Annotated in this window: 22 protein-coding genes; 10 read left to right on the top strand and 12 right to left on the bottom strand. The window is 63.7% G+C overall.

All coding sequences use genetic code 11. The features are described from left to right. The first annotated feature begins 4 nt into the window (after nt 1-4). Both DGA31_RS18390 and pqqD read left to right on the top strand, forming a co-directional pair. Entirely contained in the window at nt 5-790 is a 786-nt protein-coding gene (locus DGA31_RS18390) for a carbon-nitrogen hydrolase family protein (protein WP_109513523.1), read from the top strand. A gap of 381 nt (nt 791-1,171) precedes the next feature. After that, nucleotides 1,172-1,501: a pyrroloquinoline quinone biosynthesis peptide chaperone PqqD gene (gene pqqD / locus DGA31_RS18385; protein WP_152035058.1), complete on the top strand. Its 330-nt coding sequence runs from the start codon at nt 1,172-1,174 to the stop codon at nt 1,499-1,501. Nucleotides 1,502-1,516: 15 nt separating this feature from the next. On the opposite strand, the gene DGA31_RS18380 is transcribed toward pqqD, so the two are convergent. The 10 genes from DGA31_RS18380 to bioB form a co-directional block, all read right to left on the bottom strand. Continuing rightward, nucleotides 1,517-1,678: a YqaE/Pmp3 family membrane protein gene (locus DGA31_RS18380; RefSeq protein WP_082481798.1), complete on the bottom strand. Its 162-nt coding sequence runs from the start codon at nt 1,676-1,678 to the stop codon at nt 1,517-1,519. A 348-nt stretch (nt 1,679-2,026) separates the two neighbouring features. Further along, a complete protein-coding gene (locus tag DGA31_RS18375) occupies nt 2,027-3,805 on the bottom strand; it encodes an acyl-CoA dehydrogenase C-terminal domain-containing protein (RefSeq protein WP_109513521.1) in 1,779 nt (592 codons plus the stop codon). A gap of 196 nt (nt 3,806-4,001) precedes the next feature. Next, a complete protein-coding gene (locus DGA31_RS18370) occupies nt 4,002-5,294 on the bottom strand; it encodes a GGDEF domain-containing protein (protein ID WP_109513520.1) in 1,293 nt (430 codons plus the stop codon). A gap of 223 nt (nt 5,295-5,517) precedes the next feature. Further along, nucleotides 5,518-7,323 carry a phenylacyl-CoA dehydrogenase gene (locus DGA31_RS18365; RefSeq protein ID WP_056841421.1) on the bottom strand — a complete coding sequence of 602 codons (1,806 nt, stop codon included), beginning with the start codon at nt 7,321-7,323 and terminating at the stop codon, nt 5,518-5,520. Nucleotides 7,324-7,652: 329 nt separating this feature from the next. Continuing rightward, nucleotides 7,653-7,949 (bottom strand): hypothetical protein, encoded by a 297-nt coding sequence (locus DGA31_RS18360; protein ID WP_056841420.1) that lies wholly within the window; start codon nt 7,947-7,949, stop codon nt 7,653-7,655. A 137-nt stretch (nt 7,950-8,086) separates the two neighbouring features. Continuing rightward, nucleotides 8,087-8,776 (bottom strand): dethiobiotin synthase, encoded by a 690-nt coding sequence (bioD, locus tag DGA31_RS18355; protein ID WP_109513519.1) that lies wholly within the window; start codon nt 8,774-8,776, stop codon nt 8,087-8,089. Next, nucleotides 8,773-9,585, bottom strand: coding sequence for a malonyl-ACP O-methyltransferase BioC (bioC, locus tag DGA31_RS18350; protein ID WP_056841418.1), 813 nt, complete (start codon nt 9,583-9,585; stop codon nt 8,773-8,775). Before bioC ends, bioD begins: the two co-directional genes overlap by 4 nt. Continuing rightward, the gene (locus DGA31_RS18345; RefSeq protein ID WP_109513518.1) at nt 9,578-10,309 is read right to left on the bottom strand and encodes an alpha/beta fold hydrolase; all 732 of its coding nucleotides are present in this window, start codon (nt 10,307-10,309) and stop codon (nt 9,578-9,580) included. Before DGA31_RS18345 ends, bioC begins: the two co-directional genes overlap by 8 nt. Then, entirely contained in the window at nt 10,302-11,492 is a 1,191-nt protein-coding gene (gene bioF, locus DGA31_RS18340) for an 8-amino-7-oxononanoate synthase (protein WP_109513517.1), read from the bottom strand. The genes DGA31_RS18345 and bioF overlap by 8 nt, the downstream gene beginning before the upstream one ends. Before the next feature lie 15 nt (nt 11,493-11,507). After that, a complete protein-coding gene (gene bioB / locus DGA31_RS18335; protein ID WP_056841415.1) occupies nt 11,508-12,566 on the bottom strand; it encodes a biotin synthase BioB in 1,059 nt (352 codons plus the stop codon). Nucleotides 12,567-12,678: 112 nt separating this feature from the next. Here bioB and DGA31_RS18330 point away from each other — a divergent pair, with 112 nt between their 5' ends. The 5 genes from DGA31_RS18330 (at nt 12,679) to rarD (ending at nt 18,342) form a co-directional block, all read left to right on the top strand. Continuing rightward, nucleotides 12,679-13,413, top strand: coding sequence for a ComF family protein (locus DGA31_RS18330; protein WP_056841414.1), 735 nt, complete (start codon nt 12,679-12,681; stop codon nt 13,411-13,413). Between the two features lie 40 nt (nt 13,414-13,453). Then, nucleotides 13,454-14,218 carry a TOBE domain-containing protein gene (locus tag DGA31_RS18325; RefSeq protein ID WP_109513516.1) on the top strand — a complete coding sequence of 255 codons (765 nt, stop codon included), beginning with the start codon at nt 13,454-13,456 and terminating at the stop codon, nt 14,216-14,218. A gap of 82 nt (nt 14,219-14,300) precedes the next feature. Beyond that, on the top strand, nt 14,301-16,202 hold the full coding sequence (locus DGA31_RS18320; RefSeq protein WP_109513515.1) for a PhoX family protein: 1,902 nt from the start codon (nt 14,301-14,303) through the stop codon (nt 16,200-16,202). A gap of 204 nt (nt 16,203-16,406) precedes the next feature. Beyond that, a complete protein-coding gene (locus tag DGA31_RS18315; protein ID WP_056841411.1) occupies nt 16,407-17,381 on the top strand; it encodes a serine/threonine protein kinase in 975 nt (324 codons plus the stop codon). A 73-nt stretch (nt 17,382-17,454) separates the two neighbouring features. Next, the gene (gene rarD, locus DGA31_RS18310; RefSeq protein ID WP_109513514.1) at nt 17,455-18,342 is read left to right on the top strand and encodes an EamA family transporter RarD; all 888 of its coding nucleotides are present in this window, start codon (nt 17,455-17,457) and stop codon (nt 18,340-18,342) included. Between the two features lie 212 nt (nt 18,343-18,554). Here the strand turns inward: rarD and DGA31_RS18305 are convergent, their stop codons facing one another. Further along, entirely contained in the window at nt 18,555-19,079 is a 525-nt protein-coding gene (locus DGA31_RS18305; RefSeq protein WP_109513563.1) for a glycine cleavage system transcriptional repressor, read from the bottom strand. Between the two features lie 354 nt (nt 19,080-19,433). On the opposite strand from DGA31_RS18305, the gene DGA31_RS18300 reads away from it, so the two are divergent. After that, a complete protein-coding gene (locus DGA31_RS18300; protein WP_109513513.1) occupies nt 19,434-21,611 on the top strand; it encodes a malate synthase G in 2,178 nt (725 codons plus the stop codon). A 581-nt stretch (nt 21,612-22,192) separates the two neighbouring features. Here DGA31_RS18300 and DGA31_RS18295 read toward each other — a convergent pair. Further along, nucleotides 22,193-22,639 (bottom strand): response regulator, encoded by a 447-nt coding sequence (locus DGA31_RS18295; protein WP_109513512.1) that lies wholly within the window; start codon nt 22,637-22,639, stop codon nt 22,193-22,195. A gap of 190 nt (nt 22,640-22,829) precedes the next feature. On the opposite strand from DGA31_RS18295, the gene DGA31_RS18290 reads away from it, so the two are divergent. After that, on the top strand, nt 22,830-24,764 hold the full coding sequence (locus tag DGA31_RS18290; protein WP_109513511.1) for a putative nucleotidyltransferase substrate binding domain-containing protein: 1,935 nt from the start codon (nt 22,830-22,832) through the stop codon (nt 24,762-24,764). Further along, nucleotides 24,761-25,474 (top strand): 3'-5' exonuclease, encoded by a 714-nt coding sequence (locus DGA31_RS18285; protein WP_109513510.1) that lies wholly within the window; start codon nt 24,761-24,763, stop codon nt 25,472-25,474. Before DGA31_RS18290 ends, DGA31_RS18285 begins: the two co-directional genes overlap by 4 nt. The last annotated feature ends 99 nt before the right edge of the window (nt 25,475-25,573 follow it).

Here is a 25,573-nt window from a genome sequence, read left to right as displayed (position 1 = left end):
TGTCATGCGTATCGCCCTGTATCAATGCCCGCCGCTGCCGCTGGACATCGACGCCAACCTGGCGCGCCTGGCCCGCCAGGCCGAAGCCGCCGCACAGCAAGGCGCGCAGTTGCTGGTGTGCCCGGAGATGTTCCTGACCGGCTACAACATCGGCGCGGCCGCTGTGCAGCGCCTGGCGCAGCCCGCCGAGGGTGAGGCGGCGCGGCAGATTGCCAGGATCGCTCGGCACACCGGCGTCGCCATTGCCTATGGCTACCCCGAGCGCGGCGAAGACGGCCGGCTGTACAACGCCGCGCAACTGATCGACGCGCATGGCAACCGTCTGGGCAACTACCGCAAGACCCACCTGTTCGGGGACCTGGACAAAAACATGTTCAGCGCAGGCGACGATCAGTTTCCGCTGATCGAACTTGATGGCTGGCGGCTGGGGCTGTTGATCTGCTACGACGTCGAGTTTCCCGAAGCCGTACGCCGCCTGGCCCTGGCCGGCGCCGGGCTGATCGTGGTGCCGACCGCCAACATGATGCCGTTCGATTTTGTCTGTGAGGTGACCGTGCGCGCCCGGGCCTTCGAGAACCAGTGCTACCTGGCCTACGTCAATTACTGCGGGCAGGAAGACACGGTGCACTATTGCGGCCTGAGCAGCCTGAACGGCCCGGACGGCAGCCGTCCCGCACTGGCGGGGCAAGAAGAGCAATTGCTGATTGCCGATGTGCAGGCCCAGCGGATCGAGGACGCCAAGGCACTTAATGACTATCTGGGCGATCGTCGTGCTGCGTTGTATCGATGAGCCAAGGCGGCACGCTGTCGCGCAGCAAGCACGGGACCGGTGTAGGAGCGCGCTCTGCCCGCGACCGGCTGCGTTAGCAGTCGTAAATTTTCAGCGTTTCGCAGATTTTAGACGTGTTCACACTCAGAAATTTGTGGCGTTTCCGAAATTTTACGAGCGCTACGCACTCGGTCGCGGGCAAGCGCGCTCCTACAAGGGTGAATTCAATAGCTAATGAATCAGTGAGTTATTTTGTGTTTGATGAAAGCCGTCGCGTGATTGCAAGACAGCACTACACTTTGCAGGAAGGCCGGCAATCCGTTTTGCGTGACCGCCGTCGAGGGTTGCAGTGCCTGCCCGTCCGCATTTGAGCGGGCCACCTGTCTGGCAGAGGACATCACCATGAAACTGGGTCATCCGCACCACCTCAGGCTTGATCGCACCCTCATCCCGCACTGGCACCCTGACTGCACCCTGGAAGTGGGTGAAGACGGCCAGGGCCGTCTGTTGCACGTACGCCCTGGCGGCAACGTGCAGCTCGATGACATCACGACCTGGATAAGCGAGCTGGTCGATGGCCAGCGCACTGTCCAGCAGATCATCGACACCTTGCACGCCAACTACCCCAACCTGCCGGAAATGGGCACCGATGTGGATAACTTCATCGGCCGTGCCCAACAGTTGCAATGGATCGAACTCAGTCCGGACAGGCCCGAACACTATCGGGCCTGACCCGCCGCGAAACGGTTATTTGCGACTGGCGATGATATAGACGGCGTGGATGATGCCGGGGAAATAGCCCAGCAGGGTCAGCAGGATATTGAGCCAGAAGGCACCGGCGAAGCCCACTTGCATGAACACACCCAGGGGCGGCAGCAGAATAGCGATGATGATGCGAAGAATGTCCATGGGTCAGCTCCTGATTGAAAGGCTTTTGTAGCCTGTGCTCAATCGACCCTGGGCCACTGCAGGGGTTCCATGACTTCTGGCAGACCGCCATCAGTTGTCTGCCCTGGAGCCTGCGGGAAAAACCTGCACACAAAGAAAACCCCGCCGAAGCGGGGTTTTCCAGACTGTTTCCCTGACATCCGTTTCTTCCCGCCATCCTGGCAGGCTTCCCTACGTGTCCCTGTTATTCTGGTTGCGCATCCTGCGCGACGTCCTTGGAAGCAAGATTATCTTTGGATCCATTTTTGTGGAAGAGGTGATTTGCCACCACAACGTGTAAGCATTGGCTTACACGCCTGATACACGCCGTCAGAATTGCGAAGCCTCCAGCAGATACAACGATTCACTGCCTGCGCGCACCGAGGCATCCAGCGAATGGATGCGCGGCAACAGGCGGGCAAAGTAGAACCGCGCAGTGCCCAGTTTGCTGGCGTAGAACTCATCCTGGGCCTCTTTGCCCAGCGCTGCGCCGGCCATGCGCGCCCACATCCAGGCATAGGCGGTGTAACCGAACTGATGCAGGTACTCCACAGAGGCCGCGCCGATTTCGTTGGGGTTCTGCTGCGCGCGTTCGAGGATCAACCCGGTCAGTTCATCGAGCTTGTCCAGCGCGCTGCGCAGGGGCTCGACGAATTCGGCCAGCCGGCTGTCGGCGGCGTCGATGAACTGACGCACTTCATCGGAAAACAACCGGTACCACTGCCCCTGCGAGCCGACGATCTTGCGCCCCACCAGGTCCAGCGCCTGGATGCCGTTGGTGCCTTCGTAGATCTGGGTGATGCGCACGTCACGCACCAGTTGCTCCTGGCCCCATTCACGAATGTAGCCATGCCCGCCCAGCACCTGCTGGCCATGAACGGTGATTTCCAGGCCCAGGTCGGTCAGGAAGGCCTTGGCCACCGGGGTCAGCAGCGCCACCAGGGCGTCGGCGCGCTGGCGCTCGTCTGCGTCTTCGCTGTACTTGGCGATGTCCAGCTGCAGCGCGACATAGGCGGTAAACGCCCGGCCGCCCTCGTTCAAGGCTTTCATGGTCAGCAGCATGCGCCGCACATCGGGGTGCACGATGATCGGATCGGCAACTTTATCGCGTTGCTGCGCACCGGTCGGCGCCCGGCTTTGCAGGCGTTCGCGGGCGTAGTCGATGGCGTTCTGGTAGGAGCGCTCGCCGGACGCCAAGCCCTGGATGCCGACCCCCAGGCGCTCGTAGTTCATCATGGTGAACATCGCCGCCAGCCCCTTGTTCGGCTCGCCGACCAGATACCCCTCGGCGCCATCGAAATTCATCACGCAGGTGGCCGACGCCTGAATGCCCATCTTGTGTTCGATGGAGCCGCAACTGACGGCATTGCGCTCGCCCAGGCTGCCGTCATCGTTGACCAGGAACTTGGGCACCAGAAACAGCGAGATGCCCTTGGGGCCGGCTGGCGCATCGGGCAGCTTGGCCAGGACCAGGTGAATGATGTTCTCGGCCAGGTCGTGCTCGCCACCTGTGATAAAGATCTTGCTGCCGCTGATCGTGTAGACACCGTCGGCCCGGGGTTCGGCGCGGGTACGGATAATCCCCAGGTCAGTGCCGGCATGTGCTTCGGTCAGGCACATCGAGCCACACCAGGTGCCGGCATACATATTGGGCAGGTAAGTGGCCTTGAGGGCCTCGGTGGCGTGGTTGTTGAGCGACACGCAGGCGCCGGAGGTCAGCATCGGGTACAGGCCGAAGGCCAGGCTGGCGGAGTTGAGCATTTCCTCGACCAGCGCGCCCACCACCTTGGGCATGCCCATGCCGCCGAACTCGGGGTTGCCGCCCACGCCCACCCAGCCGCCTTCGGCATAGGTGCGATACGCCTCAGGGAAACCGCTCGGGGTGGTGACCACCGTGTCGTTCCAGTGGCAGCCCTCTTCATCGCCGCTGCGGCTGAGTGGCGCAATGCTCTTGCTGGTGACCTTGCCGGCTTCTTCAAGGATGGCATCGACCGTTTCGGTGTCGACCACCTCGGCCAGGGCCGGCAGCCGGGCCCAGAGTCGGGAGACCTCGAACACTTCATTCAGAACGAAGCGCATATCGCGCAACGGCGCTTTGTAGTCAGCCATGGCATACCTCGTGAGCGGGGAGCTAGAGACACAACAGATAAAACCGGACCTGCCATTGGCCGGGCCAGGCAATGAAAGATCCGAGTGTATCCGAACAACTAATGCGACACATAGGGTCCGCTTGTGACTATAAAGTCAGTCCCGGTCACCGCCATTAGTAATGCGCTTTTTCTCCTTGAAGGCTCGCAGGCCCGGCCTATATCGCGTCGGCGGTACGCATTGAGCGCCTCTGAGGTTGCCCATGCGCCACCACGCAATTGCGGCCGGCGCCCTTGGCGGCATACAGCGCCTGGTCGGCGGCCTTGAGCACTTCGTCAGGGGTGCGCTGTTCAGGCTGACGATCGGCCACGCCGATGCTGATCGTGACCGACACACTGCCCGCCTGTGCCGATCCCCGGCGCAGCCTGCCCTGCAGGTCATCTTCCGGACGGTTATCGGGATTGCGCAACTGGATCTGATAGTTGGCGATGGTTTCGCGGACCATTTCCAGATGCGGCATACATTCTTCCAGCGTCTTGCCGGAAAACACGATGGCAAACTCTTCACCCCCGTACCGATAGGCCTTGCCACCGCCCTGGCTGATTTTCGACAACTTGCTGGCCACCAGGCGCAGCACCTGGTCGCCGACATCGTGGCCATGGGTGTCGTTGAATTTCTTGAAGTGATCCACGTCACTCATTGCCAGCACATAGTTGCGCCCCAGCCGCTGCAACCGCTCGTTGAGGGCACGGCGTCCCGGCAGCCCGGTCAGTTCGTCACGAAAGGCCATCTGATAGGCCTCCTGCGCCACGGCGGCGGCAATCATCAACATGACCTGGCTGCACATGATGTTCAGCGTGAACGGCAGGATGAACGTCTTGGGCAAGGCCCAGAACAGACCCAGCAGCCCGACCAGTTGGGCGGCGTGCAACGGGCGCGGTTTGTTCAGGTACTGCCAGGTCAATACGCCGAAAGCGATCAGGAACATGACATAGGAGAGCTGGATCAGGCTCATCCACGAACCGTGCAGCAACGGCCAGCGAATGTCGGCCAGCCAGTTCTGCACCTCCACCGGATAGCTCTGTTCCAGCCCCAGTGCCACGCCTGCGACCAGCAGCAACACCGCCAGCCGCGCCACCAGGTCCTGGAACAGGTGGGTACGCTCTTCCCAGGCGGCATACAGGCCGAACATCAACGGCAACAGCAGGCACATCAGGTGGAACACCACGGCGGCGTCTTCACGCACCACGCCATTGTCCCGGTAGAAGTCGGTCTGGGTGTCGAGCAGGTAATAGGCGATGTACACCGTGACCATCAAGGCCAGCTCACGCTGGCGGCGATACACCGCGCAATACGCACCACCCAGCAGCAGCACCAGGGTCGGCAGAACATTGAACAGCGAAGTGAAGAAGACACTCAGGTCTTTGACATAGGCCGCTGCCAGGCCGCCCAGGAACAGAATGCCGGCAGGCAGGAAATGACTCAGTCGTGCAGCAGATGGACGCAACAAGGGGGATGTCTCCTACTCGGCATCAGAAAATGGCCCTGCATAATGGCATTGTGCCTTTGCTGGGTTAGTAATGCATTCAGTAGGAACTAAATAGCCAACTAATTTCTGTAACGGCAGGAATCGGCAAAGATTGATCGAAGGATAAAGGAGGGGGTATTCAACAGCATGACGCAGGAACGGCACGACCCCGGCCGCTCCTGCGCACTATCAAAGGTCCGGCCGATCAGTAACCCAGGCCGAAGTCTTCTTCTTTCATGTCCATCAGGTTGGCTGCGCCCGACACGATGGCCGCCGCATGGGTGCGGGTACGGGGCAGGATGCGCTCGTAGTAGAAGCGCGCCGTCTGCAGCTTGGCCGTGTAGAACGCCTGCTCCGAGGTGCCTTCGGCCAGTTTCTGCGCCGCCGCACGTGCCATGTCGGCCCAGAAGTAGGCCAGGCATGCATAGCCCGAGAACATCAGGTAATCCACGGAGGCCGCGCCCACTTCTTCACGGTCTTTCATGGCCGCCATGCCGACCTTCATGGTCAGCTCGCCCCATTCCTTGTTCAACGCTGCCAGCGGCGCGGTGAACGCGGCGATAGCTTCATTGCCCTCGTTGGCCTGGCAGAACTTGTGGACAATCCGGGTGAAGCCCTTGAGCGCCTCGCCCTGGGTCATCAGCACCTTGCGGCCCAGCAGGTCGAGGGCCTGGATGCCGGTGGTGCCCTCGTAGAGCATCGAAATGCGGCTGTCGCGTACGTTCTGCTCCATGCCCCACTCGGCGATGAAGCCGTGGCCGCCATAGATCTGCACACCGTGGTTGGCGGCTTCAAAGCCGACCTCGGTCATGAACGCCTTGGCGATCGGGGTCATGAAGGCCAGCAGCGCGTCGGCGGCCTTGCGCTGCTCTTCGTCCTGGCTGTACTTGACGATGTCGACCTGCTTGGCCGTGAAATACACCATGGCCCGGGTGCCTTCAGCAAAGGCCTTCATGGTCAGCAGCATGCGCCGCACATCAGGGTGCACGATGATCGGGTCAGCGGCCTTGTCCGGGGCCTTGGGGCCGGTCAGCGAGCGCATCTGCAAGCGGTCGCGGGCGTATTGCAGGCCACCCTGGAACGCCACCTCGGCATGGGCCAGGCCTTGCAGCGCAGTGCCCAGGCGAGCGGTGTTCATGAAGGTGAACATGCAGTTCAGGCCCTTGTTCGGCGGGCCGATCAGAAAGCCGGTGGCGCCGTCGAAGTTCATCACGCACGTGGCGTTGCCGTGAATGCCCATCTTGTGCTCGAGCGAGCCACAGGCCACCGCGTTGCGCTCACCGAGGCCACCCTGAGCGTCGGGCAGGAACTTGGGCACGATGAACAGCGAAATGCCCTTGGTGCCGGCCGGTGCATCCGGCAGGCGGGCCAGCACGATGTGGACGATGTTATCGGCCATGTCGTGTTCGCCGGCGGAAATGAAGATCTTGGTGCCGCTGACCTTGTAGGAGCCATCGGCCTGGGGCTCGGCGCGGGTGCGCAGCATGCCAAGGTCGGTGCCGCAGTGCGACTCGGTCAGGCACATGGTGCCGGTCCACTCGCCGGACACCAGCCTGGTCAGGTAGGTCTCCTGCTGCTCGGGCGTGCCGTGCTCGGAAATGGTGTTCATCGCGCCATGCGACAGGCCGGGGTACATGCCCCACGACCAGTTGGCCTCGCCGACCAGTTCGCTGATGGCCAGCCCCAGCGACTCGGGCAAACCCTGGCCGCCGTGCTCGACATCATGGGCCAGGCTCGGCCAGCCGCCTTCGACGAATTGCTTGTAGGCCTGCTTGAAGCCGGTCGGCGTCTTCACGCCCGCCTCGCTCCATTGGCAGCCTTCGATGTCGCCGACGCGATTGAGCGGGGCCAGCACCTGCTCACAGAAACGCGCACCCTCTTCCAGGATGGCATCGACCATGTCGGGCGTGGCGTCCTGGCAGGCCGGCAGGCTCTGGTAATGGGCTTCATAACCCAGCAGCTCATCACGCACGAAACGAATATCACGCAAGGGGGCCTTGTAGTCAGGCATAGCTTGTAACCTCTGCTGGTGAATCCCGTATGAATGACTGATCGGTCGTGATGGGAACACTTTCAACGCTTTTGGCGCTTACTGCGCCTACCGATCAAACAGATGTTTGAAACTTACGTTTACACCCGGACCTTGTCAATAGCGCATTGCCCACCGCTGGTCCCGAACCGGCGCAAGGCCTTACAGGCCGTGGCCTGAGGCCAGAGCAGAGGTTATTGAAAGAGTCTAGTCGAGGGGCCGCCGGTTGCGGCACTGAAACAGCGCTACGCGCAGAAACGACAACGCCGTGCTCAAGGGCACGGCGTCAGAGGTAAAGCCACCTGAAGGAATCAGGCGTAGGTGTCAATCAGCGTACCGAGCGCTTCACTGCTGGCGCGCTGTGCCGCGACGCCTGCCTCGACCTGGAACTTGCCAGCTTCCAGCTCAACGATGTTGGCCGGCAGGTCGGAACGCTGGCTGCGGTCGACCGAACGCAGGTTTTCCAGCTGGAAGTCGGAGGACTGGCTGCGGCCAGACACTTCGATGCTGTTACTGGCGATCTGAGAGGCCGCCTGATCGACACGGTTCTGCCCGACCTGGATTGCGCTCAGGCCTGGATACAGCGTGTTGTTCATGGAAATTTGCATAAGCCAGTCCTCAGCTCATAGGAAGCAAGGCCTATTGAAACAGGGATAGCGGCAAAATGCCCAACAAAAAGACTAATGGCATCATGCCCGACCATAGGCTGAATCTTGATCAAGCGGCAAAGCGCCTTTGATATCAGTCACCTGAGCGCCAGCAGCGGCGCAACCGTTAGGTATTGGGCCACGCTTTCAGCAACAGGCTGTAACAGTCGCGGCACCTGTCCCAGGCAAGGGGCCGGCAATTGTTCGGTCAAGGTTGCCAGGTTGGCCTCAAGCCGCGAGGTCTGGGCATCGACGATATTGGCCACCCAGCCGGCCAGCACCAGGCCGTCGCGGGCAATCGCCTCGGCCGTCAGCAGCGCATGACTGATGCAGCCCAGGCGCACGCCGACCACCAGGACGACCGGCAACTGCAGGGCAATCGCCAGATCAGACAGATGCTCGTCGCCACTGAGCGGCACCCGCCAGCCACCCGCGCCCTCGATCAGGGTAAAACCGGCCTGACGCGCCAGCAGGCGCTGCATCGGCGCCAGCAGATTGGCCACGCCCAGGTCCAGCCCGGCTTCCCGCGCGGCCAGGTGCGGGGCAATGGCCGGCGCCAGGGCAAAGGGATTGACCTCTTCATAGGTCAACGCCGTGGTGCACTGCGCCAGCAAGGCCAGCGCGTCGGCGTTGCGCAGCCCGTTGGCGGTCGGCTCGCAGCCGGAGGCCACCGGCTTGCCGGCCGCCGTACTCAGGCCCGCCCGCCGGGCCGCGTACAGCAGGCCGGCGGCCACGGTGGTCTTGCCGATGTCGGTGTCGGTCCCGGCAATGAAAAAGGCAGCGCTCATGACTGTTTTTCCAGCACGACATAGATCGCCTGATAAGTGGCCGGCAAACCCTGCGGTTGGCGAAAGGCTTCATACGCCTGCACCAGCGTGCGAATACGCTCGCGGCCGGTCAGGCCGGTGGCCCGCCCCGGATTGAGGTTGTGTGCCCCCAGGGCCTTGAGTTCGTGGGTCAGGCTGCGCACATCGGGGTAATGCAGCACATGCGGGCGCACCTCCAGGCTGCGGATACGCAGTCCGCAGGCTTCGGACAGTTGCCGATAAGCCTGCGGTTCACGGAAGCGATTGACATGCACCCGGCCGTCGACCTGCTGCCAACTGCGACGCAACTCATCCAGCGTACCGACACACAGGCTGGAGAAGGCAAACACGCCACCCGGGCGCAAGACCCGACGCGCCTCGTTGAGTACGGCGGCAAAATGGGCACACCACTGCACCGCCAGGCTGGAAAACACCAGGTCCAGGCACTGGTCCTGCAACGGCAGGCTCTCGGCATCACCGGCCACGAAATGCTGCGCCCCGCCCTGCGGTTGCGCGTGGCGCAGCATGCCTTCGGCCAGGTCCAGCGCCAGGCCTTGTGCCGCGGCGAAACGCGGCCCCAGCACGCGGCTGAAATGCCCGGTGCCACAGCCCAGGTCCAGCCAGCGCGCCGGGTTCAGATCAGCCGGCAGTTGTGCCAACAGATGCTGACCCACCGCACGCTGCAAGTCGGCCACGCTGTCGTAGCTGGCCGCTGCGCGGGAAAACGACGCCGCCACCTGCCGCTTGGCCGGCAAGCCGCCCGGCAGCGGTATGCCAGAGAGATCAGTCATCACCCGCTCCATATAGAAAAGTCCGGATCGTCGCCGCCACACTGTGCGGGCTTTCCAGGATAAAGGCATGACTGGCCTGTTCGATCAGGCCCGTTTCGACATCCGGCAGCAGTTCCAGCAAGTCAACGGCTACCTGCGCCGGGACCAGGGCATCGCGCCCGGCAAACACATGCAGTTGGGGGCCACGGTAGTCCTGCAAGGCCTGGCGGGTGTCGAGTTGTTCAAGCACCCGCAAACCATCGAGCAGCACCTGCGGCGCTACGACCGGCAGGCCGGCGCCGAGCTGGCGCGACAACCCACGCGGGTCTTCAGCGCCCTGGCTGCACAGCAGGCCGAAGCGCTTGAGGGTTGCTACCGGGTCCTGCTCGCAGCCGGCCAGAAACGCGGCAAAGTCCGCCTCGGACATGGCCTGTGGCCAGGCACCGCGCTGCACAAAACAGGTGTTGCTGGCCAGGGTCAGCAAGCCGCAACAACGCTCGCCGCGCCGGGCGGCCAGTTCGGCCGCGAGCATGCCGCCCAGTGACCAGCCGCCCAGCCAGGTGTTCTCTGGCAACCGGGCGTCCAGGTCATCGAGCCAGGCCTGCACATCATGCGTGCCCGGTTGCGGCAAAGGCTCGATCTCGACCTTCAGATGCGCATCCCGCTCACGCAAGGCGGCGGCCAAGGGCTCCAGCGGCGACACACCCAGGCCCCAGCCGGGTAACAGCACCAGACGATTACGCATGCGTCGACTCCACCGATTCATCCACACCCAGCAGTGGCCAGCACTGCGCCAGTGCCTCCAACAGTAGCTGAACCTGTTCGCGCGTGTGGGCGGCGCTCAGCGTGACCCGCAAGCGGGCGCTGCCGGCCGGCACAGTGGGCGGGCGGATCGCGCTCACCAGCAGACCACGCTCGCGCAACAGCTGCGAAAGGCGCACAGCACGCCCGGCATCGCCAATCAGGATCGGCTGGATGGGCGTGAAACTGTCCATCAACTGCAGTCCGATCTGCCCGGCGCCGTGGCGAAACTGGCTGATCAGCGCGGCCAGATGCTCGCGCCGCCACGACTCGCTGCGCAGCAGTTCAAGGCTCTTGAGCGTCGCGCAGGCCAGCGCCGGCGGTTGGCTGGTGGTGTAGATGTAGGGCCGGGCGAACTGGATCAGCGTCTCGATCAGGTCGTCGCTGCCGGCCACAAAGGCTCCCGACGTACCAAAGGCCTTGCCCAGGGTGCCGATCAGCACCGGCACGTCATCCAGGCCCAGGCCGAAGTGCTCGACACTGCCGCCGCCGTTGGCCCCCAGCGCACCGAAACCGTGGGCATCGTCGACCATCAGCCAGGCGCCCCGGCTTTTTGCGGTACGGGCCAGGGCCGGCAGGTCGGCGATGTCGCCGTCCATGCTGAACACCCCGTCGGTGACCACCAGGCTGTCGCCCGCCGCCTTGGCCAGCCGGCTTTGCAGGCTGGCGGCATCGTTGTGCAGGTAGCGGCTGAAGCGCGCGCCGCTGAGCAGGCCGGCATCGAGCAGCGAGGCATGGTTGAGGCGGTCTTCGAGCACCGTATCGCCCTGCCCGACCAGCGCCGTGACCGTGCCCAGGTTGGCCATGTAGCCATTGGAGAACAACAGTGCCCGTGGGCGCCCGGTGAATTCGGCCAGCGCCAGCTCCAGGTCATGGTGCGGCCCGCTGTGACCGATCACCAGGTGTGATGCCCCGCCGCCCACGCCCCAGCGCTCGGCGCCGGCCTGCCAGGCTGCCACCACCTGCGGATGGTTGGCCAGCCCCAGGTAATCGTTGTTGCAAAAGGTCAGCAACGGCTGCCCGTCGACCACCGCCAGCGGCCCTTGCGGGCTCTGCAGCAACGGGCGCTGACGGTACAACTGGGCGGCGCGACGGGCCTCGAGGCGCGCCTGAAGATCGAAAGCCATGCTGACCTCGCGTGTTCAGGCCGAAACGGCGTTGTAGAACATCGCACTGCTTTGCTGCTCGACCAGCGCCTGCTCGATGGCCGCCTGGTGCACGTCATCGGCATGGTCCTGCCCGGCCTCGGGCTGGATGCCCAGGCGCTTGAACAGCAGCATGTCCTTGTCGGCCTGCGGGTTGGCGGTGGTCAGCAGTTTTTCACCGTAGAAGATCGAGTTGGCACCGGCGAAGAACGCCAGGGCCTGCATCTGCTCGTTCATGGCTTCGCGACCGGCCGACAGCCGCACATGCGATTGCGGCATCAGGATGCGCGCCACGGCCAGCATGCGGATGAAGTCGAACGGGTCGACGTCCTCGGCATTTTCCAGCGGCGTGCCGGCGACCTTGACCAGCATGTTGATCGGCACCGACTCGGGGTGCTCGGGCAGGTTGGCCAACTGGATCAGCAGGCCGGCGCGGTCGTCGAGCGACTCGCCCATGCCCAGGATGCCGCCCGAGCAGATCTTCATCCCCGACTCACGCACATACGCCAGGGTCTGCAGCCGCTCGCTGTAGGTGCGGGTCGTGATGATGCTGCCGTAGAACTCCGGCGACGTATCAAGGTTGTGGTTGTAGTAATCCAGGCCTGCCGAGGCCAGCGCCTCGGTCTGCTCCTGATCGAGCCGGCCCAGGGTCATGCAGGTCTCCAGGCCCAGCGCCTTCACGCCCTTGACCATCTCCAGCACGTAGGGCATGTCCTTGGCCGACGGATGCTTCCAGGCCGCGCCCATGCAGAACCGTGTGGAGCCGATGGCCTTGGCGCGGGCGGCTTCCTCCAGCACCTTTTGCACTTCAAGCAGCTTCTGCTTGTCCAGGCCGGTGTTGTAGTGGCCCGACTGCGGGCAGTACTTGCAGTCTTCGGGGCAGGCGCCGGTCTTGATCGACAGCAAGGTCGAGACCTGCACGCGGTTGGCGTCGAAATGAGCGCGATGCACCGTCTGCGCCTGAAACAACAGGTCATTGAAAGGCTGCACAAACAGTGCCCTGACCTCGGCTAAAGTCCAGTCGTGACGCAAGGTAGCGGTGGTGCTGGCGCTCATCGGGCGGCTCCTTGTTGGAATCTGACAGTTGAAGAACACCGCACAGGAGCGCAAAGACCACAGGCGCGACGCGGTTGTTCGGCTTGAATTTCGGCATAGTTAAGGAACGGCCATGCCTTGTCAACCACGAGAACATGATCAGGTTTACATCTGGTTAAAAAACAAACGATTCTGTTTGCTGTGTGACGAGCCCAGCGACACCGACCTGCCCTTGTGTGTGCCCTGTGAGGCCGAGCTGCCGTGGCTGGGCGCCCAATGCCAGTGCTGCGCCGTGCCGCTGCCGGACATTGATCGCCACTGCATCGATTGCCGCCTGCGGCCGCCGGCCTTCAGCCAGGTGATTGCGCCGTGGGAATACCGCTTTGTGGTCGACCGGCTGATCACCCGCTTCAAGCACCAGGGCCAATGGCCGTTGGGCCGCCTGCTCGCCGACCTGATGGGGCAGTACCTGCAGCATCGTTTCGATGAAGACCTGCCGCGTCCCGACGCCTTGTTGCCCGTGCCACTGGCCCGTCTGCGCCTGCGCCAGCGCGGCTTCAACCAGGCGGCGATGCTGGCCGGCTGGCTGGGACAAACGCTGCAGATACCGGTGGATGAACGCCAATTGCTGCGTATACGCGAAACGCCATCGCAGCAAGGGCTGGATGCCAAGGCCCGCAAGCACAACCTGGCCGGCGCCTTCTCCGTGCACGACAGCACGGCCGTACGCGACCAGCACCTGGCCGTGGTCGACGATGTGCTGACCACCGGCACCACCGCCCAGGCGCTGGCACGCCTGCTGATCCAGGCCGGGGCGCGACGGGTCGACATCTACTGCCTGGCGCGCACGCCCGCCCCGCAGGATTGAGGGTAGACTCAGGCGCATCATCCCTCCTCGACTGCCCGTCATGCCGCTACCGCCCTCACTGAGCCAATACATGGTGCGCCGCCCGCAGCGCCTTGCCCTGCTGCAACACATTGCCGAGCAAGGCTCGATCACCCGCGCCGCCAAAAGCGCAGGCCTGAGCTACAAGGCCGCCTGGGACGCCATCGACGAGCTCAATAACCTGGCGCAGCGCCCGCTGGTCGAGCGCAGCGTCGGCGGGCGCGGCGGTGGCGGCGCCAACCTGTCGACCGAGGGCGAACGTGTCCTGCGCCTCTATCAGCGCCTGCAAGCCCTGCAGGCCCAGGTGCTGGACGCGGCCGAAAGCGATGCCGACTTCGACCTGCTCAGCCGCCTGACCCTGCGCACCAGTGCGCGCAATCAGTTGCTCGGGCGCATCCAGCGCATTACCCGCCAGGGCAACAACGACACGGTGCACCTGGCGCTGGCCGGCGGGCAGTTGATCGACGCACAGATCACCCATGACAGCCGCCTGCGCCTGGACCTTGAGCCAGAGGTAGAAGTGGTCGCGCTGATCAAGGCCGGCTGGCTGCAACTGCTGCCGGCGGACCAGCCCCCCTGCCCGGACCACAACAGCCTGTACGGCAAGATCGACACCCTGCTGGACGCCGAACACGGTCCCTGCGAAGTGCGCATTGCACTGCCCAACGGCCAGACCCTGTGCGCGCAGGCCATGCCCGGACAGCTCGCGGCGCTGGGACTCGGTGGCGGCAGCGCGGTGCAGGTGCAGTTCGCGCCTTCACATGTGTTGCTGGGCACGGTCGTCTGAGCGCACAGGATGTCATCGCGCCGACACAATTTCGTCATCACGATCACTTAATGTGGCTGCCACATCCGTGGGAGCCGTGACGATGAAACTATTAAAAGAACACCAGCCTACCGACCTGGAAAACCTGGTCGGCCTGACCCGCCGCAGCTTCATCGGTGCTGGTGCCCTGTGCGGCGCGGCGCTGTTTCTGGGCGGTGACCTGCTCAGCCGTACCGCCCTGGCCACCGGCGTCAGCGAGGCCAACCGCACCCTGCTGGGGTTTGACGGCATTGCCACGGCCACCGCCGACAGCGTCAGCCTGCCGCCGGGCTATCGCGCCTCGGTGCTGATCAGTTGGGGCCAGCCCCTGCAGGCTGACGGACCGGCCTTCGACCCGAGTGGCAATGGCAGCGCCGAAGCCCAGGAGGTGCAGTTCGGCGACAACAACGACGGCATGAGCCTGTTCCCGATGCCTGGTCATCCGGACCGCGCCTTGCTGGCGATCAACAACGAATACACCAACTACCGCTACCTCTACGCACACGGCCAGGCGCCGCAGTCGCTTGAAGAGGTGCGCAAGGCGCTGGCCGCCGAGGGCGTCTCGGTGATCGAGATCGCACGCCAGAACGGTCAGTGGCAGTTCGTCCAGGGCTCACGCTTCAACCGGCGTATCCATGGCAACACGCCCATTACCCTGAGCGGCCCGGCCGCCGGCCACGACTGGCTCAAGACCGCCGCTGACAGCAGCGGCCGCCATGCCTTGGGCACGTTCCAGAACTGCGCCAACGGCAAGACCCCATGGGGCACCTACCTGACGTGTGAAGAGAACTTCACCGATTGCTTCGGCAGCAGCGACCCGCAGCAAGCCTTCGATGCCGGCCTGAAACGCTACGGCGTGGTGGCGGCCAGCAAGGAGATCGGCTGGCACCCGTTTGATGCCCGCTTTGACGTGGCAAAGAACCCCAACGAGGTCAATCGCCACGGCTGGGTGGTGGAAATCGACCCGTTCGATCCCAAATCCACACCGGTCAAGCGCACCGCACTGGGCCGCTTCAAGCACGAGAACGCCGCCCTGGCCCAGACCAAGGGCGGGCGCGCCGTGGTGTACATGGGCGACGACGAACGCGGCGAGTTCATCTACAAGTTCATCAGCCGCGACAAGATCGACACCGCCAACCCCAAGGCCAACCGCGACCTGCTCGACCACGGCACGCTGTATGTGGCGCAGTTCGATGGCGGCGACAACAACCCTGACCGCCCCAAGGGCCAGGGACGCTGGGTCGAACTGACCCACGGCAAGAACGGTCTGGACGCGGCGGCCGGGTTCAACAACCAGGCCGAAGTGCTGATTCATGCCCGCCTGGCGGCCAGTGTGGTCAAGGCCACGCGCATGGACCGCCCGGAATGGATCGTGGTCAGCCCCAAGGACGGTCAGGTGTATTGCACCCTGACCAACAACATCAAGCGCGGCGACGACGGGCAACCGGTCGGCGGCCCCAACCCACGGGCGAAAAACCAGTACGGCCAGATCCTGCGCTGGCGCGAGACCGACGACAATGCCTCGGCCATGAGCTTCGAATGGGACCTGTTCGTGGTCGCCGGCAACCCGGTCGTGCACCCCGGCACCCCGCAGGCCGGCTCGGCCAATATCAATGCCGCCAACCTGTTCAACAGCCCCGACGGCCTGAGCTTCGACGCTGCCGGGCGCTTGTGGATCCAGACCGACGGCGACTCCAGCAACAAGGGTGACTTTGCCGGCATGGGCAACAATCAGATGCTCTGCGCCGACCCGCACAGCGGCGAGATCCGCCGTTTCATGGTCGGCCCGGTCGGCTGCGAAGTCACCGGCATCAGCTTCGCCCCGGACTACAAGACGATGTTCGTCGGCCTGCAGCACCCCGGCGAAAACGGCGGTTCGACCTTCCCCGAGCACCTGCCCGGCGGCAAGCCACGCTCCTCGGTCATGGTCATCACCCGCGAGGACGGCGGTGTGATCGGCGCCTGACCCTTCAAGGCCCCTGTGGGAGCGACCAACGGTCGCGAGGGGGCCGGGCGTCGAATCGCTTCAGCCGCGAACGGCACACATCGGCAGCGTTTGCGTTCGCGGCTAAAGCCGCTCCTACGGTCACAGCGGAACAACAGCACCTGATGCACGCTCTGCGTTACCATCGCCGGTCGACGCAACGGTTCGTTGCGTACAGGAGACCGCATGTCCCATCCTTTCGCAGCCCTTACCCCCGACATGGTGCTGGACGCCGTAGAAAGCATCGGCTTTCTCAGCGACGCCCGCATCCTGGCGCTCAACAGTTACGAGAATCGGGTCTATCAGGTCGGCATCGAAGATCAGGCACCCTTGATCGCCAAGTTCTATCGCCCGCAGCGCTGGAGCAACGAGGCGATCCTGGAAGAACACCGCTTCACCGCCGAGCTTGAAGGCATCGAGGTGCCGGTGGTGGCGCCGATCGTCCACGACGGCAAGACCCTGTTCGAGCACGGCGGCTTTCGCTTCACCCTGTTCCCGCGGCGTGGCGGGCGGGCCCCGGAGCCGGGCAATCTCGACCAGCTCTATCGCCTCGGCCAGTTGCTGGGCCGCCTGCATGGGCTCGGCGCCAGCCGCGACTTCGAGCACCGCGAAGCCCTGGCCGTGCAGAACTTCGGCCATGACTCGTTCAACTACCTGATGAACAACAACTGCATCCCGCGCTCGCTGCTGCCGGCCTACGAATCGGTAGCCCGCGACCTGCTCAAGCGTATCGAAGATGCCTACGCCGCCACGCCGCACACCAATATCCGCATCCACGGCGACTGCCACCCGGGCAACATGATGTGCCGCGACGAGATGTTCCATATCGTCGACCTGGACGACTGCCGCATGGGCCCTGCCGTGCAGGACATCTGGATGATGCTGGCGGGTGATCGCCAGGAATGCCTGGGGCAACTGTCCGAGCTGATGGACGGCTACAACGAATTCCACGACTTCGAACCCCGCCAGCTGGCGCTGATCGAACCGCTGCGCGCCCTGCGCCTGATGCATTACAGTGCCTGGCTGGCGCGACGCTGGGACGACCCGGCGTTCCCGCACAGCTTTCCGTGGTTTGGCAGCGAGCGTTATTGGGGCGACCATATCCTGGCCCTGCGCGAACAGCTCTCGGCCCTGCAGGAAGAACCCCTGAAACTGTTCTGACCTTTATCGCGCCGCACACGCGGCGCCACACCTGTTGATGGGACTGACAAAAACAGCAGTACAAGGAAGCACCATGCACACTGCCAATCCGCGGCGCGGATTAATCCTGGGCCTGAGCGCCTACATCATCTGGGGCCTGTTCCCGCTTTACTTCAAGGCCGTGCAGTCGGTGCCGGCCGTGGAAATCATCATCCACCGCGCGCTCTGGTCAGCCCTGGCCGGCTCCTTGCTGCTGATGCTGTGGAAACACCCCGGCTGGTTCAAGGAACTGCGCGACAACCCCCAGCGCCTGGCCATCCTGGCCCTGAGCGGCACGCTGATCGCCAGCAACTGGCTGATCTACGTCTGGGCGGTCAATAACGGGCGCATGCTCGAAGCCAGCCTGGGCTACTACATCAACCCGCTGATCAACGTCTTGCTTGGCATGTTGCTGCTGGGCGAACGGCTGCGCCCGATCCAGTGGCTGGCCGTGGCCCTGGCCGCCACCGGTGTGGCCCAGCAGGTCTGGCAGGTCGGCAGCCTGCCCTGGGTGTCGCTGGCGCTGGCGCTGACCTTCGGCTTCTATGGGCTGATCCGCAAGAAGGCCCCGGTGGCCGCACTGCCGGGGCTGGTCGTGGAAACCTGGCTGCTGGTGCCGCTGGCCCTGGGCTGGCTGCTGCTCAACCCGCAGGCCCAGAGCCTGCAACCGGAGGTGTTGCACAGCTCGATGATCTTCTGGCTGGCCGCCGCCGGCCCCGTCACCCTGGTGCCGCTGGTGTGCTTCAACGCCGCGGCCCGGCACCTGCCCTTCGCCACGCTGGGCTTTCTGCAGTACACCGGCCCCACGCTGGTGATGCTGCTGGCCGTGTTCGTCTACGGCGAGCACCTGGCGGCGAGCACGCTGATAACGTTCTGCTTTATCTGGGCGGGACTGGCGATCTACAGCGTCGATGCCTGGGTCAACATGCGTAAAAGAACCTGATCAAAAAACAACCAAACGCTTGCAGCCCTTGTGTATCAAGGGCTGCAAGCAGCTACCCCAAGCTTATCCACAGGCAGGCGCAGGGTAATTGTGCACAAGCCCGCGAAATTGGCTGTTTTTTAACCAATGCGCTTCACGCCTTGCAGGCCGTGGCCTAGCGGGTTGATTCCCCAGGTTATCCACAGGCAGGTGCAGAGAAAGACTGGATAACCTCAAGCAGCCGGATCCTCCCGTAATTCCAGCTCCACCATCAAATCATCCGCCAGCGTTTCCAGCTGCGCCTGCAAATCGTCCAGCGTCACGGTGGCGGGCACGCCCAATACGGCTTCGGCACGGAACAGCCATTCGCCGCTCATGGGGGCGGTCATCACCTCAGTGACCAGCCGCTCGACGTTGACGCCCTGCCCGGCCAGCAAGCGGGTGATATCGCGCACTATTCCGGGGCGGTCAGTGCCCACCAGTGCCATATGAATGGGCGTCCAGGCGAGGGTCGGCTCTTCTGATTCTTCGGCCAGCAGCACGCGGATGTCGTGCGTGGCCAGCTCGTGCAGCGCCGTGACCAGTGCATCGCGCTGTTCGATGGGCACGCTCAGGCGCAGGATGCCGGCAAACTGTCCGGCCAGGCGCGACATGCGGCTCTCCAGCCAGTTGCCGCCATGCTCGGCAATGCAGTGGGCGATGCGTTCGACCTGCCCCGGTTTGTCGGGAGCAACCACGGTGACGACCAGATGATTCACAGGCAATTCCTCTTGGTGTTGGATGATGGCAATGCAGTCGATTGACGATGAGTATAGGGCACCCTTCATGCATGCTTACTGGTCAGACCGGTCCGGCACGATTCCTGTACGGTTTTGCCCGGATTTCGACAATACCCTGCCAGAACGATACCAATGCCTGCGCCTTATATGACCAGGCAGAACCATGCGGTCGTTTGGTGACGTATTTTAGTCGCATTCTCACCCGTCAAATCATCATGTAGTATTCCTCTGCGCGCACTACATAAGTGGTTTCACACCCAACAAATACCACAATCAATCAAATGTGCCCGCAATAAAAGGGCGCAACACCGCTGAGCAGAGTGAGGCAAGGCAATGACTGAATACGTTCAAGTCGGCGATCTGCGGGTCGCCAAGGTCCTGTTCGATTTCGTGCAGAACGAGGCCGTTCCTGGAACCGGCGTCGAGGCCGCGGCCTTCTGGAGCGGCGCGGATGCACTGATTCATGAACTGGCCCCCAAGAACCGCGCTCTGCTGGCCAGGCGCGACGCGTTGCAAGCCAGAATCGATGCCTGGCATCAGACCCATGCAGGCAGCACGCTTGATGCCAGCGCCTACAAGGCGTTCCTGCAGGACATCGGCTACCTGCTGCCCGAGCCTGACGCGGTGCAGATCAGCACCCGGAATGTCGACGACGAAATCGCTCGCATGGCCGGCCCGCAATTGGTGGTGCCGGTGATGAACGCCCGCTTTGCCCTCAACGCCGCCAATGCCCGCTGGGGCTCGCTGTATGACGCACTTTATGGCACCGATGCCATCAGTGACGAAGGCGGCGCCGAGCGCGGCAAGGGTTACAACCGGGTGCGTGGCGACAAAGTGATCGCCTTTGCCCGTCAGTTGCTCGACCAGGCCGTGCCCTTGGCCCATGGCTCGCATGTCCGGTCCAGCGCGTATGCCGTGGTCGACGGCAAGCTGGTCGTCACCCTCGACGACGGTGAACAGACCGGCCTGCGCGATGACGCCCGACTGGTCGGTTTCCAGGGCGATGCCGCCGCGCCCATTGCCATCCTGCTCAAGCACAACGGCCTGCACCTGGAAATCCAGATCGACGCCGGCAGCCAGGTCGGCCAGACCGACCCGGCCGGCATCAAGGATGTCCTGCTCGAAGCCGCCCTGACCACCATCATGGACTGCGAAGACTCCATCGCGGCCGTCGACGCCGATGACAAGACCCTGGTCTACCGCAACTGGCTGGGCCTGATGAAGGGCGACCTGGCCGAGACGGTGAACAAAGGTGGCGAAACCTTCACCCGCACCCTGTACCCGGACCGCAGCTACACCACCCCGGCCGGCGGTGAAATCACCCTGCATGGCCGCTCGTTGCTGTTCATCCGCAACGTGGGCCACCTGATGACCATCGACGCCATCCTCGACAAACACGGCAACGAAGTGCCCGAGGGCATTCTCGACGGCCTGGTGACCAGCCTGGCGGCCATGCACAACCTCAAGGGCAACACCTCGCGCAGCAACAGCCGCAGCGGCTCGGTGTACATCGTCAAACCGAAGATGCACGGCCCTGAAGAAGTGGCCTTCACCAACGAACTGTTCGAACGCATCGAACAGGTGCTGGGCCTGACCCGCAACACCCTCAAGGTCGGCATCATGGACGAGGAGCGGCGCACCACGGTCAACCTCAAGGCCTGCATCCAGGCCGCCAGCGAGCGGGTGGTGTTCATCAACACCGGCTTCCTGGACCGCACCGGCGACGAGATCCACACCTCGATGGAGGCCGGCCCCATGGTGCGCAAGGCGCAGATGAAGGCCGAGAAATGGATCGGTGCCTACGAGAATGCCAACGTCGACGTCGGCCTGCGCTGCGGCCTGCAGGGCCGGGCCCAGATCGGCAAGGGCATGTGGGCCATGCCCGACCTGATGGCGCTGATGCTGGAACAGAAGATCGCCCACCCGCTGGCCGGAGCCAACACGGCCTGGGTGCCCTCGCCCACTGCCGCGGTGCTGCACGCACTGCACTATCACACGGTCGATGTATTCGCCCGCCAGGCCGAGCTGGCCACGCGCGAACAGGCCTCGGTGGACGACATCCTGACTATCCCGCTGGCCACCAGCACTGACTGGACGCCGGAAGAACTGCGCAACGAACTGGACAACAACGCCCAGGGCATCCTCGGCTACGTGGTGCGCTGGATCGACCAGGGCGTGGGCTGCTCGAAGGTGCCGGACATCAACGACATCGGCCTGATGGAAGACCGCGCCACCTTGCGCATCTCCAGCCAGCACATGGCCAACTGGCTGCGTCATGGCGTGGTCAGTCGTGAGCAGGTACTGGAAAGCCTGCAACGCATGGCCGTGGTGGTCGACCGGCAGAACGCCAACGACCCGCTGTACCGCCCGCTGGCCCCGGACTTCGACAGCAACATCGCCTTCCAGGCGGCGGTCGAACTGGTGCTGGAAGGCACCCGCCAGCCCAACGGCTATACGGAGCCGGTGCTGCACCGCCGCCGCCGTGAGTTCAAGGCCCGCCAGATGAACTGATGGTGGGGGGGTGTAGGAGCGCGCTTGCCCGCGACCGGCTGCGCAGCAGTCGTAAATTCTCGGAAACGCTGAAAATTTACGACTGCTAATACATCCGCAAAATCTGCGAAACGCCACAATTTTACGACTGCTAACGCAGCCGGTCGCGGGCAAGCGCGCTCCTACAGCACCCCCAGTTCGCGCCTGACCCGTTGTTTGGTATTGATGGGCTTGAGCAGAAAGTCCAGCACGAAGGGGCTGGTACAGTCACCCTTATTCAGCGCCTGTCACATAGCATTCGCGACCGTTGGTCGCTCCCACGGGTTTTGCGTCTGGCCCCTGTTCAAGGTCTGACATAGATCCTGTGGGAGCGACCAGCGGTCGCGAAAGGGCCGGTACATTCAATATTTCCGGCGGCTGGCAGGATGCATTCGCGACCGTTGGTCGCTCCCACGGGTTTTGCGTCTGGTCCCTGGTCAAGGTCTGGCATGGATCCTGTGGGAGCGACCAGCGGTCGCGAAAGGGCCGGTACATTCAATATCGCCGGCGGCTGGCAGGATGCAATCGCAACCTTTGGTTGCTCCCATGAATGCCGCCTGATTTCAGGCCACCCCCAGTTCGCGCTTGACCAGTTTGACCAGTTGTTTGGTATTGATGGGCTTGAGCAGAAAGTCCAGCACGCTCAGGTGCATCGCATCGATGGCGTCGCGCACGTTGGCGTCGCCGGAGACGATGATGATCGGCAGTTCGGCGCGGGTCGAGTCGCGCACGGTGCGCACCAGCTCCAGGCCGTCGCTGGGGGCCATGCGCAGGTCAGTGATCAACAGGCCGATCGAGGGGTGGTTGTGCAGCGTCCGCAAGGCGCTTTCAACCCCCGAGGCGGTCAGGCAGCTGAGGTCGTTGAGGCTGAGGATTTCAGCCAGCAACTCGCGCGAGTCGGCGTCGTCATCGACGATCAGCACCCGCTGTGGTGCATTGCAGGGCGCGGCGTGCATGACTTCATTGAGTGCCTCACGCTCTTCGTCGCTGAGAATGTCGTGGTCGATCATGGGAATCTCATCATTGCCTGGACTCACTGTACCAGCCGTTCAATACAACCTGTAGCACGGTAAGGCGCCTGCCATCCTGGCAAAACGACCGAGGGCATGGTTCTGCGCCTGGGTAAGACTTACGTCCAATGGGCACCCGGTGGCAAGCAGCCGACCATGGCCTTCAATAACAAAAAATGCGGTACACGTCATGAGTAAAGCAGATGCCTTCACCGAGGCAGGCAAAACTGCGGTGCTGCAGAACATCCACGGCACCATGCAGTTCCTGCAGAAATTCCCCCCGTTCAACCAGATGGAAAACGCCCACCTGGCGTACCTGGTGGAACAGTGCCAACTGCGTTTCTATGCCGCACAGGACAGCATCATCAAGCCTGCCGACGGTCCCGTGGAGCACTTTTACATTGTCAAACAAGGCCGGGTAGTGGGCGAGCGTCCGCATTCGGCCAGGCGTGGCACTGAAACCACCTTTGAAATCACCACTGGCGAGTGCTTTCCGCTGGCCGCCCTGCTGGGCGAGCGCGCCACCCGCACCGAACACCTGGCAGCCGAAGACACCTTTTGCCTGCAACTGAACAAGCCAGCCTTCATCAAGCTGTTTGCCTTGTCGACCTGCTTTCGCGACTTTGCCCTGCGCGGGGTCAGCAGCCTGCTGGAGCAGGTCAACCTGCAGGTCCAGCAACAGGCGGCGCAGACCCTGGGTACTCAATACTCGCTCAATACCCGGCTGGGCGAACTGGCCATGCGTCACCCGGTGATGTGCAGCGCCGAGACGCCGATGCGCGAAGCGGTCAAGCTGATGCATGAACAGCAGGTCGGCAGCATCGTGATTGTCGACGAGCACCAGGCACCGCAGGGCATCTTCACCCTGCGCGACCTGCGTGAGGCCGTCGCCGATGTGAGCGCCGACTTCAGCCACCCGATTGCCCGCTTCATGAGCCCGTCACCGTTCTACCTGAGCCCCGACGCCAGCGCCTTCGATGCCGCCATCGCCATGACCGGCCGGCACATTGCCCATGTGTGCCTGGTGCGCGACGGGCGGCTGTGTGGCGTGGTGTCCGAGCGCGACCTGTTCTCTCTGCAACGGGTCGACCTGGTGCACCTGGCGCGCACCATTCGCAATGCGCCGCGCATCGAAGCGCTGGTGCACCTGCGCGGCGACATCGTGCAACTGGTCGACCGCATGCTGGCCCACGGCGCCTCGTCGACGCAGATCACCCAGATCATCACCCTGCTCAACGACCATACCGTGTGCCGGGTCATCGAGCTGACCCTGGAAGAACAGGGCGACCCGGGCGTGCCGTTCAGTTGGCTGTGCTTTGGCAGTGAGGGCCGGCGCGAGCAGACCCTGCACACCGACCAGGACAACGGCATCCTGTTCGAGGCCCAGGACGCCCGGCAGGCCGCCGAGATCCGCGAGCGCCTGCTGCCGCTGGCCGAACGCATCAACCAGAGCCTGGCGCTGTGCGGCTTTACCCTGTGCAAGGGCAATATCATGGCCGGCAACCCGGAGCTGTGCCTGTCGCGCAGCGAATGGGCGCGGCGCTTCTCGGCCTTTATCCGCGAAGCGACCCCGGAAAACCTGCTGGCTTCGAGCATCTATTTCGACCTGCGCGTGGTCTGGGGCGAGGAAAGCGGCGGCGACAGCCTGCGCCGTGGCATTCTCGGGCAGGTGGCCGACAACCGCCTGTTCCAGCGCATGCTGGCCGACAACGCCTTGCGCCATCGCCCGCCGGTGGGGCGTTTCAAGGATTTCGTGCTGGCGCGCAAGGGCAGCGACAAGGACACCCTGGACCTCAAGACCGAAGGCCTGACCCCGTTCGTCGACGGCGCCCGGCTGCTGGCGCTGGCCAACGGTATCGAGGCTATCAATACCCTGGAGCGCCTGCGCCAGCTGGTCGAGCGTGAAGTCATCGACCCGCTCGACGGCGCCGCCTATGAAGAGGCCTACCACTTCATCCAGCAGACGCGCATGCAGCAGCACCAGTTGCAGAGCCGGCAGAACCTGCCGTATTCCAATCGGATCGACCCCGACACCCTGAACCACCTGGACCGGCGTATCCTGCGCGAGTCGTTCCGCCAGGCCCAGCGCCTGCAAACCAGCCTGAGCCTGCGATACCAACTATGAACCTGTTCCACTGGCTGCGGCCACGCAGCAAGAAAACACCGCTGGATGAAGACCAGCAACGGCGCCTGGACGCCCTGCCGGCCTGCGCAGCACTTGGTGAGCACCCCTTGCGCCAGCAGCGCTGGGTGGTGCTGGACCTGGAGACCAGCGGCCTGAACATGAGCCGCGACCAGGTGCTGTCGATTGGCGCGGTGGTCATCGAGGACGGCGCCATCGACCTGGGCCAGCAGTTCGAATGCACCATCCAGCGCGTCGACCATCAGGTCAGCCCCGCCGTGCTGATCCACGGCCTGGCGCCCAGCGCCATCGCCGCTGGCTGCGAGCCGGTCGAAGCCTTGCTGGACTTCATGGCCTTTCTGGGCGACAGCCCGGTGCTGGCCTTTCATGCGCCCTTCGACCAGCACATGCTGACCCGCGCGCTCAAGGACAGCCTGGGCTACCGCTTGCTGCATCCATTCCTGGATGTCGCCGAGATGGCGCCGATGCTGTGCGAGCAGGCGCACCTGCGCCAGGCCGGACTGGACGACTGGACCGCACATTTCGGCCTGCACGCCGAAGAACGCCACCACGCCAGCGCCGATGCCCTGGTCACCGCCGAACTGGCACTGATCCTGTTCAGCCATGCCCGCCGCCAGCAGATCGACAGTCCGGCGCGCCTGGAGCAGGCTTTGAGCCAATGGCGGCGACGCAAGCAGTCGCCTTCGTTCTGACCCACGACGGCAATGCCCCCGGCAGGCGACAAACGTCGATTGCCAGCCCGATAGCGCTCTGACAGAATCGCGAATCGTTCTCGTTAGTTAACGCATCCT

This window comes from Pseudomonas ovata, from assembly GCF_003131185.1.
GTDB classification, from domain to species: domain Bacteria; phylum Pseudomonadota; class Gammaproteobacteria; order Pseudomonadales; family Pseudomonadaceae; genus Aquipseudomonas; species Aquipseudomonas ovata.
Note: the sequence above shows the minus strand (reverse complement) of the source record. Positions and strands in the feature narration are given on the sequence as shown.